A 13,324-nucleotide genomic window follows, 5' to 3' on the forward strand; every position below is an offset into this window, starting at 1 on the left:
TCGCGGCAGTCTAGTCCAGCGTCTACGCGCGTACGCGAGCGAATGACATGCCCATGCCGGCGCCTGCCAGGGTTAGCCCGGATGTCAGGCCTGACAGGCCGGATGCGCTGGCGGATGCCCCTACATTCGCGCTGGTCGACCGGTTCCCACCACACACGACCCCGGGTCCTCCGGGGCATCCGGCGACATTCGGGACGCGGCGCCAGCCGCACCTCCAACAACATCCGGGGCGACCTCATCATGGGCCGCGAACGGAGGAGGCCGCTCCCGTTCACATCCGAGCGAGTCCGGCCATTTTTCTTCGGGAGATCTCACCGATCCAACACGGAAGAAAGAGGCATATGACACAGGCATTCATCCAGCGCGCCCTGCGCGTGACCTTCATCGCCGTCGCGGCCACCGCCGCCTGCCAGGCGATCGCCGCGGACCGCGTCCAGCTCGACGAGACGTCCCCGGTGAACACCCAGATGCGCGCCTCCAGCGCTCCCCAGAACGCGGCGACCGCGCTCGGCCTGGCGGCCGGCGACCTGCAGGAGCTGCGCAGCCAGACCTATGCGAACGGCAAGGTCGTCACCCGTCACCAGCAGTTCTATCAAGGCGTGCCCGTCTGGGGCGAAGGCGTGGTCGAGCACCGCGACACCCGCGCCGGCACCTCGCGCTATTCCGGCACGATGCTGAGCAACATCCATCAGGACCTGGCCACGGCGCAGCCGAGCCTGACCGCCGCCGGCGCGCTCGCGCAGGCCAAGGGCGCGGTCAACGCGGTGCTGACCGCCAACGAGCAGGTCAAGCTCTACGTGCGGCTGAACGCGCGCAACCAGGCCCAGCTGTTCTACCTGGTGTCCTTCCTGCGCGAGGACACCAAGACGCCGAGCCGTCCGCACTTCATGATCGACGCCACCACCGGCGCGGTGCTGGAGCGCTGGGAAGGCCTGGCGCACCGCGACGCCACCGGCCCCGGCGGCAACACCAAGACCGGCCGCTATGAATACGGCACCAACTACCCGGCGCTGCAGGTCACGGACTCGTGCCAGATGAGCGACGGCAACGTCATCACCGTCAACCTGAACGGCAGCACCGGCGCGAGCAACACGCCGTTCCAGTTCACCTGCCCGCGCAACGAGTACAAGCAGATCAACGGCGCCTACTCGCCGCTGAACGACGCGCACTTCTTCGGCGGCGTGATCTTCAACATGTACCGGGACTGGTTCAACCTGCGCCCGCTGACCGGCACGCTCTACATGCGCGTGCACTACGGCAGCAACTACGAGAACGCGTTCTGGGACGGCGCCGGCATGAACTTCGGCGACGGCGGCTCGACGTTCTACCCGCTGGTCTCGCTGGACGTGTCGGCGCACGAGGTGAGCCACGGCTTCACCGAGCAGAACTCGGGGCTGACCTACTCCGGCCAATCGGGCGGCATGAACGAGGCCTTCTCCGACATGGCCGGCGAAGCCGCCGAGTACTACCGCAACGGCGGCAGCAACGACTGGCTGGTGGGCGCGCAGATCTTCAAGGCGAGCGGCGCGCTGCGCTACTTCGACGATCCGACCCGCGACGGCAGCTCCATCGGCAACGCCGCGGACTATCGCAGCGGCATGGACGTGCACTACTCGAGCGGCGTGTACAACCGCGCGTTCTACCTGCTGGCGACGAAGCCGGGCTGGAACACGCGCAAGGCCTTCGAGGTGATGGTGGACGCCAACCGCCTGTACTGGACGGCCAACAGCACCTTCAACCAGGGCGCCTGCGGCGTGGAGAAGGCCGCGACCGACCGCGGCTACACGATGGCCGACGTGACCGCCGCCTTCGCGACGGTGGGCGTGAGCTGCAGCGGCACCACGCCGCCGCCGACCGCGACCCCGCTGACCAGCGGCGTGCCGGTGACCGGCATCTCGCTGTCGACCAACTCGAAGAAGCTGTACAGCATCAACGTCCCGGCGGGCCGCAGCACGCTGACGGTGAAGCTGAGCGGCGGCTCGGGCGACGGCGACATCTACGTGCGCCGCGGCTCCGCGCCGACCACGACGAGCTACGACAAGAAGTCGGACGGCTCGACCAACAGCGAGACGATCACCTTCAGTTCGCCGACCGCCGGCACGTACTACGTGCTGCTGAACGCGTACCGGACCGTCTCCGGCGCCTCGCTGGTCGCGACCTACTGATCCCGCGCTGAAACCGCTCCGGCGCGCCGCCCCCCAGGGGCCGCGCGCCGGCTTCGTCATGCCTGTCCCCAACCCTGGAGAGACATCCCATGCGTCAGTTCCTTGCCATCACGGCCCTGTGCTTCGGCCTGGCCGTGCTCACCCCCGCCCATGCCGGCGAGAAGGTCTGGATCAGCCTCGGCGACGCCGCGCTGGTCCAGCTGCAGAAGCACCGTCCCGCGGCGCGCGCCGTCGCCAGCGTCGCGGCCGACGCGGGCCAGGACGGGTCCGCGATCCCGGCCTCGGCCTCGGCCCGGGCCAGGCCCGAGACCATCCACCTCGTCGAGATCGACGAGGACGCGCTGGCCTCGCTCAGCCATTCGATCCACGACGAGCTGCGCCGCTGCGGCGGCTACATGTACCACCCGGACCGCGACGCCGGCATGGCCGCGCTGCAGCGGCACAGCACGCCGCTGTCGGCCCAGCGCCTGGCGGCGGCGGCGGCCACGCGGCCGAGCTACGTGATCGACCAGCAGGCCGTGGTGACGCCGATGCTGTCGCAGATGCAGGCCAGCAACATCGGCCAGACCATCGTCGACCTGTCGGCCTACACCAACCGCTACTACACCAGCAGCAGCGGCGTGAACGCCTCCAACTGGCTCAAGCAGCGCTGGACCACGCTGGCGGGCGGACGCAGCGACATCACCGTCGAGCAGTTCACCCACTCGGGCTGGGCGCAGAAGTCGGTGATCGCCACCATCCAGGGCAGCGACAACGGCAGCGAGGTGATCGTGATGGGCGCGCACCTGGACTCGATCAACCAGTCGGGCGGCTCCGGCGAGACGATGCGCGCGCCGGGCGCCGATGACGACGCCTCGGGCGTCGCCAGCCTCACCGAGGTGCTGCGCGCGCTGGTGCAGGCCAACTACAAGCCGCGCCGCACGATCAAGCTGATGGCCTATGCGGCGGAGGAGGTCGGGCTGCGCGGCTCGCAGGACATCGCCAGCAGCTTCTCGGCGGCGGGGACCAACGTCGTGGGCGTGCTGCAGCTGGACATGACCAACTACAAGGGCGCGGCGAGCGACATCTACCTCTTCAGCGACTACACCGACAGCGCGCAGAACACCTTCCTGTCCAACCTGATCGCGACCTACCTGCCGACGCTGACGGTGGGGACGGACCGCTGCGGCTATGCCTGCTCGGACCATGCGTCCTGGAACGCCAAGGGCTACGCGGCGAGCATGCCCTTCGAGTCCAGCTTCAATGGCGACAACCCGTACATCCACAGCGCCAACGACACCTACGCCAACATGGGCAGCCAGGCCGACCACGCACTGAAGTTCTCGCGGCTGGCGGCGGCCTACGCGGTGGAGCTCGGCAGCGATGGTCCCGGCACGGGGCCGGTCGACAAGACCGAGAACTTCAGCGGCAGCCTGACGCGCGGCCAGAGCAGGAGCTTCGGTCCGTTCAAGGTGGCCAACGGCGGCAGCCTGTCGGCGAGCACGACGGGGACGGGCGACATCGACCTCTATGTCCGCAAGGGCGCGGTGCCGACGACGTCGACCTACACCTGCAAGTCGGACGGCTCGACCTCGACCGAGGGCTGCTCGGTCACGATGACGGCCAATGGCGACGTCTACGTGCTGCTGTACGGCTACGCGGCGGGCAACTACCAGCTGAAGGTGACCTACCGGCCGCAATGACGGCTTGAACGGGGACCGCGCGGGAGCGATCAGTTCAGCGCGGTCCCCTGCACCAGCGCGCCGCGCAGTTGCTGATAGGCGCGGAAGTGGAACAGCGAGGCCACCGGCTCGTTGAGCTGCTCGTAGAGCACGCCGAGCCGGTAATGCGCGTCGGCCAGATCGACGTCGAGGGCCAGGGCTTGCTCATAGGCTTCCAGCGCCTCGGTGACGCGGCCGGTCGCCTCGAGCAGCGAGGCGCGGTAGTAATGCAGCATGCCGGCGTCGATGCCGGAGAACGCGGCGCCATCGTCGAGGCTGGCGGTCGCGGACGAGGTGTGGGCGTGAGACGCGTTGGCTTGGGTCGTGGACGTGTGATTCATGGTCGGGCTCAAGGGAGAGAGTCGTTGAGCAAGACCTTATCCGGGACGCTGCCGGCGCTCTGCCGGAAGGCTCCACGTCAGCCTGTAGGACGGAATGCCATCGCCGCCCATGCCAGCCCTTCGGGCAGGCGCGGCGGCCCATAGAGGAAATGGAGCACGCGGCGGCGGCTGTCGCCCGAGGCCTTCGACGACGCGTGCAGGGTCAGGGGACGCAGGACCAGGACATCGCCCGCGTTGGCGGTGCTGGTCGTCTCGCCGCGATCGCGACGGGCTGCAACACCCGCTTCCGGCGCGAGGACCCCCAACCGGTGCGACCCCGGCACCAGCCGCAGCGGGCCATCGTTCGGGCCGCAGGCATCGAGGTGCAGCCGCACGGCGACGAGCTGCTCCAGCACATCGCGCGGCGGCTGGACGAAGACCTCCCCTTCCTTCTCGGACCATCCGCGCAGCAGCGGTGAATCCACTCGCCGCGCGACCGGGATGCTCAGGTCCTGATGGAGCGCGACGAGCCAGTTGCGGTCGCTCGACTTCTCGAAGTAGGTGCACTGGACCGCGACATGGGAGCGAGGAATCACCAGGCCTAATGCGGGATGCCGTTGCAGTTCGGTTGCAAGTGCGGCGATCTCCGGGCGCGCCAGCAGGCAACGCGATCCGCCGACGGCGCCTTCGCGCAGCACGACCGGCTCAAGTTCGAGCAGGCGATCGCGCGCGAGCACGTCATGGATCAGCGTGAATCCATCGGCATCGAAAGTCTGGGCAACGTCCATCGGGCGACAGAGAAAGGGCCGGAGTATCGGCCCTGATCCGATCGGGCCAGGTCTTTACACGAATCGGACATTCGCCAAACGCTTGCGGCGGGTTTCCACGGTCACGCGGCGGGGGCTCGATCGACAGACTGGCGCCTGTCTGATCCACGCCCACCGAGCCGACCCCGTGACCGCCAGCGACCGCCCTTCCGGCGCCTCCTCGACCCGAACGCCGCATCCCGTTCCGCCGGGATTCTTCGCCGCCGACGCGGCCGGCATTCCGCTGCGCGCGATCTTCGACATCGCGGGCGGCCCCGACGGCGACACGCAATCCGAGCGGGCGCTGAACATCGCGCAGGCCTGCCTCAGCAGCTGGCTGCGCCACGCGCATTTCGGTGATCTGGAGATCGCGCCGTCGGAAGAAGAGTTCGCGCGCGTCGAGGCCCGCCGCCGCCAGGTCTTCCTCGAAGTGGCCGCCGTGCTGGCCACGGTCGAAGCGGTTCAGCGCCGCTCGACCTGGTCCTGAGCCGCGTCCCCGCCGTCCGGCTCCGCCTCCAGACCGTGCCGCCATCCCGGCACGTTGACGTGATAGCGCGAGGCCTTGCCCACGCCCTGCACGCGCAACTGGCCCGCCGCCGTCATGTCCGCCAGATCGCGCGTCGCGGTCGCCTTCGAGACGCCGGTCATCTTCATGTACTTCTCGGCATTGAGCCCGCCGAGGAAGCCGCCATCACCGTCATCGAGCAGGCGCTGCAGCACCTTGCGCTGGCGCTCGCCCAAGACGCTGGCCGCATGCGCCTGCCAGAAGCGCTGCTTCTCGATGGCCAGGTCGATGACGCGCCTCGCCGCGTCGCAGGCCTCGGTGTACTGGCGCACGAACCACGCCACCCAGGGCGTCACGTCCGCGTGCCCCTTCTGAGCCTGGTTGAGCGCCTCGTAATACGCCGCCCGGGAATTCAACACCTGCCGGGAGAGGCTGAGCAGCCGGCGCTGCGGACGCAGATGCTGCGCAATGGCCATCTCGACGATGGCGCGGCCGATCCGGCCGTTGCCGTCCTCGAAGGGGTGGATGCTCTCGAACCAGAGGTGCGCGATCGCCGCGCGCGCGAGACCGTCGAGCCGGGGCCCTTCGAGCGACGGCGCCACGCCCTTGCGCGGCGCCGTGGCCGCGAACCACTCGAGGAAATGGGCCATCTGCGCCGGCACCTCGCGCGATGGCGGCGCCTGGTAGTGCACGACCTCGCGTCCCGGCCGCCCGCTGACGATCAGCATCGGGTCGTCATGGTCTCGATAGCGGCCGACGGCAATGCGTTGAAGGGCGGAGACGCCGCCTGGAAAGAGCGCCGCCTGCCATCGGCACAGGCGATCCTCGTCCAACGGTTCATCGAGGTGGGTCCACGCGTCGTCGACGACAGCCACCAGTCCATCGACGTGACGATCCACGGGACCGGCATCGCTCAGCCCCAGACGCCGCATGACGGAGGACCGCACGGTATCGACGGAGAGACGCTCGCCTTCGATCGCCGCGGTGGCGACCACCTCGTCCGAGAACGCGTTCAACACCAGCGGACTGGCGTCACCCAGGCCGATCGCCATCGACTTGCCCTCGATGGCGCCATGCATCAGGTAGGCCTCCATCAGGACTGGCGCCATCGTCCCGGCGTCGTAATGAAAGTCCGGCCAGCCGGCACGCTGCCAGATCCAGGGTTGCGACGTCGATGCGGAGGCCATGAGCCGCATTCTGACATTTACGGCTCAATTTGTGAGCCGTATTTCTGAAAATACGGCTCAGCGGCTGAAGGCGCGCTCAGTTCAGGAACGCCGCCGCCCCATCGCCGGCCACCAGGCCGCTCGCCATCGACGCCGTCAGCAGGTAGCCGCCCGTCGGCGCTTCCCAGTCCAGCATCTCGCCAGCGACGAACACGCCGGGCCGCGACTTGAGCATCAGCCGCTCGTCGAGCGACTCCAGCGTCACCCCGCCGGCAGTGCTGATCGCCTCCGCGACCGGACGCGCGCCACGCAGGCGCAGCGGCAACGCCTTCAGGGTGCGCGCGAGCGTTGGCACGTCGCCGTACTCGTCCTTGCTGAGCACCTCGTGCAACAGGCCGGCCTTCAGCCCCTCGATGCTCAGCCGGCTCTTCAGGTGCGAGGACATCGACCGCGAGCCGCGCGGATGCGCGACCTGCTCCAGCACCCAGGCCGCATCGCGGCCAGGCAGCAGGTCCAGGTGCACGAGGGCCTCGCCATCGCGTTCGATCTTCTCGCGCAGCAGCGCCGACGCAGCGTAGACCAGCGAGCCCTCGATGCCGCTCGCCGTCACGACGAACTCGCCCTGGCGCGAGAACTGGCGGCCGTCCACGCCTTCGGCGCTCAGCGCGACCGGCTTGATCGGCTGGCCGGCGAACTTCTCGGCGAAGAACGGCGACCAGCCGTCGGCCGCGCCCGTTCGCGCCGGGCCGAGATCGAAGCCGCAGTTGGCCGCGCGCAGCGGCGCCACCGTCGCCCCGGCATCGGCGAGCAGCGGCACCCAGCGGCCGTCGGAGCCGAGCTGCGGCCATGAGGCCCCGCCCAGTGCCAGCACCACGGCATCGGCGCGGACCGCCGTCTCGCCGTCCGGGCCGCTGAAGCGCAGCGCGCCGTCCGCGTCCCAACCGAGCCAGCGATGCCGCATGTGGAAGCGCACGCCCCGCGCGCGCAGGCGGGACAGCCAGGCGCGCAGCATCGGCGCGGCCTTCAGGTCCTTGGGGAAGACGCGGCCCGAGGTGCCGACGAAGGTCTCGACCCCGAGCCCCTGCGCCCAGGCGCGCAGCGCCTCGCCGTCGAAGCGGTCGAGCCAGGCGGCGACGCCGGCCTGGCGCTCGAAGTAGCGCGCATCGAAGTCGGGCCGCGGCTCCGAGTGCGTGAGGTTCAAGCCGCCTTTCCCCGCGAGGAGGAACTTGCGGCCGGCGGAGGCCATCGCGTCGTAGAGATCGACGCTCACGCCGGCGAGCGCGAGGCGTTCGGCGGCCATCAGGCCGGCGGGGCCGCCGCCGACGACGACGGCATGGCGAGGAGAGGGGGAGATGGGCATGGCGGGGAGCGTACTGCGCAGGGCGCGCAGTGTGCCAGAGCGCGGCCCTAGACCGCGCCCGCCGCCGGCAGTTCCAGCGTGAAGGTCGAGCCGCGGCCGCTCTCGCTGTCGACCAGGATGCGCCCGCCCATGCGCTCCATCAACTGCTTGCAGATCACCAGCCCGATGCCATGCCCGGGCTGCTCGACGCGCCCGAGCCGGTTGAACGGCTGGAACAGCTGCGCGCGCTGCGCCGCGTCCAGGCCGATGCCGTTGTCCAGCACCTCGATGCGGAAACCGCGCGGCTCGGCCCGCGCGCGCACCTGCACCCAGCCGCCGCGGCGGTTGTACTTGATCGCGTTGGAGACCAGGTTGTGCAGCACCTGCTCGAGCCGGATCGGATCGGCCTGCACCAGCGGCAGCGTGCTGTCCTCCTCCGGCGTCAGCCCCAGCCGCAGGTCCACGCCCGCGGCCTGCGCGGCCGGCTGCGCCAGCTCCACCACGCGGCGCAGCAGCGGCCCCGCCTGCAGCGGCAGCGACTGCACGCTCAGCGTGTTCGCCTCGACGCGCGAGAGCGTCATCATGTCCTCGATCAGCACCAGCAGATGCTTGGCCGCCTCGTCGATGTGGCGCAGCCGCGCATGCTGCGTCTCGTCGAGCGGCCGCCGCGGATCGTGCGCCAGCAACTGGCTGAAGCCGAGCACCGCGTTCAGCGGCGTGCGCAGCTCATGGCTGGCCTGCGACAGGAACTCGCTCTTGGTGCGACTGGTCACCTCGGCCAGCTCGCGCGCCCGGTCCGCGTCCTGCAGCCGCATGCGCTCGGCGAGCTCGCGCTGCAGCAGCTCGCCGCGCAGCCGCACCTGGCGCTGCAAGGCGCGGTTCCACAGCAGCGTCACGCCCAGCCCCGCGATCACCAGCGCCAGCGCCGTGCCCACGCCCCACAGCGCGCGGCGCTGCCAGCGCATCTGCACGGCGTCCTGCGTGATCCAGCGGTCGGCGATCGCCTGGCGCTCGCCCTCGCCGATGCGCGTCAGCGCCTTGTCCAGGATGCGGCCCAGCATCGGCCAGTCGCGCCGGTAGCCGATGCCCAGCGCATAGGCGAAGCCGATGTCGTCCACCACCCGCAGGTTGCCGATGCCGTCGCGGCGCATCAGGTAGGTGGCGCCGGCCAGGTCCACCACCGCCGCGCCGATCTCGCCGCCCGCGAGCCGGCGCAGCACCGTGCGGTCGTCCGGCTCGACCTGGACCGGATTCGTCGCGTAGCGGTCGCGCAGGAAATCGGCCACCGCGTAGCCGCGTGCCACCGCCACCGCCTCGCCCGGCCGCAGCGGGCCGCCGCCGGCGCCGGCGCGGCGCAGCAGCACCGCCGGCACCGTGATGTAGGGCCGCGTGAAGCCCAAGCGCTGAGCCCGCTCCGGCGTCTCGCGCAGCGACATCTGCACGTCGAGCGCGCCATTGGCCAGGCCGTCGAGGTTCTCGGCGAAGGTCCGCGGGGGCTGGAACTCGAAGCGCAGCCCGGTCAGCTCCGACAGGCGCCGCGCGTAGTCGAGCGACAGGCCGGCGACGCGGCCCTCCTCGTCGACATAGGTGAAAGGGCCGTAGGTCGCGGAGCTGCCCACGCGCAGCACCGGATGCTGCGCCACCCAGGCATGTTCCTCGGGGGTGAGCCAGTCGCGCGGGTCGGCATGGCCCTGCCCCGCCAATGTGAACCACGCCGCCGCGACCGCGGCCATGAAGGGCAGCAGCCGGAGCAGCAGGCGCGGCAGTCGGGGGAGGACGTTCGGGACCACGGGGGGATTGTGGGCCCGCCTCTCGCGGCAGCGGCAGGCCCCGCTCCCGCATCCGGGGGTGATGGGCCGTTGGATCCGTCACGCATCGGCCACGCGCCGCGGCCCCTTTTTCTGCTCAGGCGCTCGGGCGCCCGGGCCGTCAGCCGCGCAGCGACTCCCGCAGCCGTGCGCCGATCTCGGGCTTGTCCTGGAACGGGTCGGTCGGATTGCGCAGCTGCATCACGTCCTCCAGCCGCGTCTGCACGCCCTTGAGCGCCTGCGGGTGGCTGAAGATGTAGAAGCGCTCCTCGTCCATCGCGTCGAAGACCATCCGCGCGACGTCGGCCGCCGTCAGCTTGCCGGCGCCCACCGCCTTGTCGGTCATCGCCTGGGAGATCAGCTGGCTCTTCGTCGGCTTGCCCGCGGCCTGCTCGCCGGGGCGGTTGCGATGGCTCTGCGTGATGCCGGTCGGCACGAAGTACGGGCACAGCACCGAGGCCCGCACCTGGTCGGTCACCAGCGCCAGGTCCTGGTACAGCGTCTCGCTGAGCGAGACCACCGCATGCTTGGACACGTTGTAGACGCCCATGTTGGGCGGATTCAGCATGCCGGCCATCGACGCGGTGTTGACGATGTGCCCGCGCCAGGCCGGATCCGCCTGCGCGGCGGCCAGCATCATCGGCGTGAACAGCCGCACGCCGTGGACCACGCCCATCAGGTTCACGCCCAGCACCCACTCCCAGTCGGAGAGCGCGTTCTCCCAGATCAGCCCGCCCGAGCCGACGCCCGCGTTGTTGAACACGAAGTGCGGCGCGCCGAAGCGCTCGCGCACCGCCTCGGCCAGCGCCTCCATCTGATCGGCCTTGGCCACGTCGACGCGGCGCGCCAGCACCGGATGCGCGGCGAACTCCGCCGCCGCGCGGTCCAGCGCGTCCTGCTGCACGTCGCAGAGCACCAGGTTCATGCCCCGCGCGGCGGCGATGCGCGCCACCTCGAGGCCGAAGCCCGAGCCCGCGCCGGTGATGACCGCGGTCCTGCCTTGATAGTCCTTCATGCGCCTGTCTCCTTGCGTGAGGCCCGGTCTCAGCGAGCCTTCTTCAGCGTGTAGCGGATGCGGGGGAAGTGCACGTGCACCCGGCCCGCGCGTTCGTCGTCGCGCGCCAGCGTCACGGTGCGCGTCGTCAGTCCGGCCAGCGTGCCGGCGACCGCGTCGCGCGCGTAGTCGTAGGGCGTGACCGTCACCGGCTCGCCGGCCTCGAAGCCCAGGCCCGCGTCAACCGCCGCGGGCCGCGGCGTCGACGCGCGCGCCAGCGCGATGGCACCGGCGCCGTCGAGCTTGCCGGCGCGCTGGCCATGGCCGATCGCACCGACGCGGCCCATCCAGGCGCGCAGCGCCTCATGCGGCGTCAGCGCCTCGGCCAGCGGTCCGGTCTTCGTCAGGAACCACAGCGGGTGGTAGACGCTCAGGTCGGCGATGCAGGCCTGGGCGCCGAGCAGCCACGGCCGGCCGTCGGCCAGCATCGACGACAGCCACTCCAGGTACTGCGCCAGCGCCGCGCCCGCGTCGCTGCCGCGCACCTGCGGCATGCCCTCGCTCATCGCCTTGCGGTCGGCGACGAAGACCTGCAGCATCTCCGGCGGCGCGCCCGCGAACAGCGCCGTGGCGCCGGCCGGCTGCATCGCGTAGGGCAGCACCGTCCAGAACAGCTCGGTGTCGGCCCACTGCGCCAGCGCCCGCGCCTGGCCGGCGATCGCGGCCGGATACAGGCTGGGCGAGGGGCGGCGGTGCTCGAGCACCTCGGCGATCAACGCGGTGTCGCAATAGACGTCGGCGCCGATCTGCAGGAAGGGCGTGCGCCGGTAGCCGCCCGTCAGCGCGACCACGTCGGGCTTGGGCATCACCATCGGCACCGTCACCGAATGCCAGGCCAGCCCCTTCAGGCCCAGCATCAGCCGCGCCTTCTCGGCGAACGGCGAGCTGCCGTAGTGGTGCAGGACCAGGTCGCCGCCGGCCGGGCCGCGCGCGGGATCGTCGATGGCAGCGTTCATGGCGTCGCCTCCTTGCGCATGTCGATGTGGGGGATGCCGTCCTCGTCGTAGACCTCCGAGACCGGCGTGAATCCGAAGCTGCCGTAGAACTCGCGCAGATGCGCCTGCGCGCCGAGCTCGATCGGCTGGCCGGGCCAGTGCCTGTGGCACTCGCGCACCGCCTGGCTCATCAGCGCGCGGCCCAGGCCGCCGCCGCGCGCCGTCGGCGCGGTGATCACGCGGCCGATGCGCGCCGTGCCGCCGATCTCCGGCGGCAGCAGCCGCGCGTAGGCCAGCAGCGTCTCGCCGCCGTCCGCGCCCTGCCCCACGCCCTGGAGGTGCCAGGCGTGCTCGTCGAGTCCGTCCGGATCCAGGTAGATGCAGCGCTGCTCGATGACGAAGACCTCCGCGCGCAGGCGCAGCGCGCGGTACAGGCCGCGCGCGCCCAGGTCGTCGAAGCGCTGACAGCGCCAGGCCGGGCCGGCCATCAGACCAGCTTCACCAGCTGCTTGCCGAAGTTGCGGCCCTTGAGCAGGCCCAGGAAGGCCTCGGGCGCCGCGTCCAGGCCCTGCGCGACGGTCTCGCGGTACTTGAGCCTGCCGGTCGCCACCAGCGTGCCGAGTTCCTTGAGCGCCTCGGGCCAGACGTCCATGTGCTCGGAGACGATGAAGCCCTCGATCTTCATCCGGTTCACCAGGATCAGCTGCGGCGCGCTCATCGGAATCGGCTCGCCGTTGTAGCCCGCGATCATTCCGCACATGGCGACGCGGCTGAACGGATTGGCGCGCAGCATCACGGCGTCGAGGATCATGCCGCCGACGTTCTCGAAGTAGCCGTCGATGCCATCGGGGCAATCGGCCTTCAGCGCGGCCGACAGCGACTTCACGTCGCGGTGCTGCTTGTAGTCGATGCAGGCGTCGAAGCCGAGCTCCTCGACCACGTAGCGGCACTTCTGCGCTCCGCCGGCCAGGCCCACCGCGCGCGCGCCGCGCGCCTTGGCCAGCTGGCCGACCGCGCCGCCGACCGCGCCGCTGGCGGCGCTGACGACCACGGTCTCGCCCGGCTTGGGATCGATGATCTTCACCAGGCCATACCAGCCGGTCACGCCCGGCATGCCGACCGCGCCCAGGTAGGCCGACAGCGGCACGTGCGTCGTGTCGACCTTCTGCAGCACGCCGCGCTGGCCGGCATCCACGAGCTGGTACTCCTGCCAGCCGCCCATGCCCACGACCTGGTCGCCGACCGCGAAATGCGCGTTCTTCGACGCCACCACCTCGCCGACGGTGCCGCCGATCATGACCTCGTTCAGCGGCTGCGGCGTCGCGTAGCTCTTGCCCTCGTTCATGCGGCCGCGCATGTAGGGATCCAGGCTGAGGAAGTGGTTGCGGACCAGCACCTGGCCGTCCGCGAGCTCGGGAATCGTCTGCTCGACCAGCTTGAAGTTGTCGGCGGTCGGTTCGCCGCTCGGGCGGGAGGCCAGCAGGATCTGGCGGTTCACTTGGCTCATCGGGGGCTCCTCGGTCGGT

The 13,324-nt window shown here is 70.6% G+C and carries 12 protein-coding genes; 3 read left to right on the top strand and 9 right to left on the bottom strand.

Annotation, left to right across the window (positions count from 1 at the left end; translation table 11 throughout):
- Window positions 1-341 precede the first annotated feature (341 nt).
- Window positions 342-2,165, top strand: a complete 1,824-nt coding sequence (locus ACEN96_RS21615; protein ID WP_495585101.1) for a M4 family metallopeptidase — start codon at window positions 342-344, stop codon at window positions 2,163-2,165.
- Between the two features lie 89 nt (window positions 2,166-2,254).
- Window positions 2,255-3,847 (top strand): M20/M25/M40 family metallo-hydrolase, encoded by a 1,593-nt coding sequence (locus ACEN96_RS21620; protein ID WP_495585102.1) that lies wholly within the window; start codon window positions 2,255-2,257, stop codon window positions 3,845-3,847.
- Between the two features lie 29 nt (window positions 3,848-3,876).
- On the opposite strand, the gene ACEN96_RS21625 is transcribed toward ACEN96_RS21620, so the two are convergent.
- Together ACEN96_RS21625 and ACEN96_RS21630 are read right to left on the bottom strand one after the other, a co-directional pair.
- Window positions 3,877-4,206, bottom strand: a complete 330-nt coding sequence (locus tag ACEN96_RS21625) for a tetratricopeptide repeat protein (RefSeq protein ID WP_495585103.1) — start codon at window positions 4,204-4,206, stop codon at window positions 3,877-3,879.
- Window positions 4,207-4,283: 77 nt separating this feature from the next.
- Complete coding sequence (locus ACEN96_RS21630; protein WP_495585104.1) at window positions 4,284-4,973, bottom strand: phytanoyl-CoA dioxygenase family protein; 690 nt, start codon at window positions 4,971-4,973, stop codon at window positions 4,284-4,286.
- A gap of 166 nt (window positions 4,974-5,139) precedes the next feature.
- Between ACEN96_RS21630 and ACEN96_RS21635 the strand changes: the two genes are divergently transcribed.
- Window positions 5,140-5,478 (top strand): hypothetical protein, encoded by a 339-nt coding sequence (locus ACEN96_RS21635; protein ID WP_495585105.1) that lies wholly within the window; start codon window positions 5,140-5,142, stop codon window positions 5,476-5,478.
- On the opposite strand, the gene ACEN96_RS21640 is transcribed toward ACEN96_RS21635, so the two are convergent.
- The 7 genes from ACEN96_RS21640 to ACEN96_RS21670 form a co-directional block, all read right to left on the bottom strand.
- Complete coding sequence (locus ACEN96_RS21640) at window positions 5,454-6,683, bottom strand: Fic family protein (RefSeq protein ID WP_495585106.1); 1,230 nt, start codon at window positions 6,681-6,683, stop codon at window positions 5,454-5,456. The genes ACEN96_RS21635 and ACEN96_RS21640 overlap by 25 nt on opposite strands.
- A gap of 76 nt (window positions 6,684-6,759) precedes the next feature.
- Window positions 6,760-8,022, bottom strand: coding sequence for a BaiN/RdsA family NAD(P)/FAD-dependent oxidoreductase (locus tag ACEN96_RS21645; RefSeq protein ID WP_495585107.1), 1,263 nt, complete (start codon window positions 8,020-8,022; stop codon window positions 6,760-6,762).
- Between the two features lie 47 nt (window positions 8,023-8,069).
- On the bottom strand, window positions 8,070-9,791 hold the full coding sequence (locus tag ACEN96_RS21650) for a sensor histidine kinase (RefSeq protein WP_495585108.1): 1,722 nt from the start codon (window positions 9,789-9,791) through the stop codon (window positions 8,070-8,072).
- 139 nt (window positions 9,792-9,930) lie between these two features.
- The gene (locus ACEN96_RS21655) at window positions 9,931-10,824 is read right to left on the bottom strand and encodes an SDR family oxidoreductase (protein WP_495585109.1); all 894 of its coding nucleotides are present in this window, start codon (window positions 10,822-10,824) and stop codon (window positions 9,931-9,933) included.
- A 29-nt stretch (window positions 10,825-10,853) separates the two neighbouring features.
- Entirely contained in the window at window positions 10,854-11,819 is a 966-nt protein-coding gene (locus ACEN96_RS21660; protein ID WP_495585110.1) for a glutathione S-transferase family protein, read from the bottom strand.
- Complete coding sequence (locus ACEN96_RS21665) at window positions 11,816-12,286, bottom strand: GNAT family N-acetyltransferase (RefSeq protein ID WP_495585111.1); 471 nt, start codon at window positions 12,284-12,286, stop codon at window positions 11,816-11,818. Before ACEN96_RS21665 ends, ACEN96_RS21660 begins: the two co-directional genes overlap by 4 nt.
- A complete protein-coding gene (locus tag ACEN96_RS21670; RefSeq protein WP_495585112.1) occupies window positions 12,286-13,305 on the bottom strand; it encodes an NADP-dependent oxidoreductase in 1,020 nt (339 codons plus the stop codon). Before ACEN96_RS21670 ends, ACEN96_RS21665 begins: the two co-directional genes overlap by 1 nt.
- Window positions 13,306-13,324: the final 19 nt, after the last annotated feature.

It is taken from the genome of Roseateles sp. Mitsp63 (assembly GCF_059491535.1).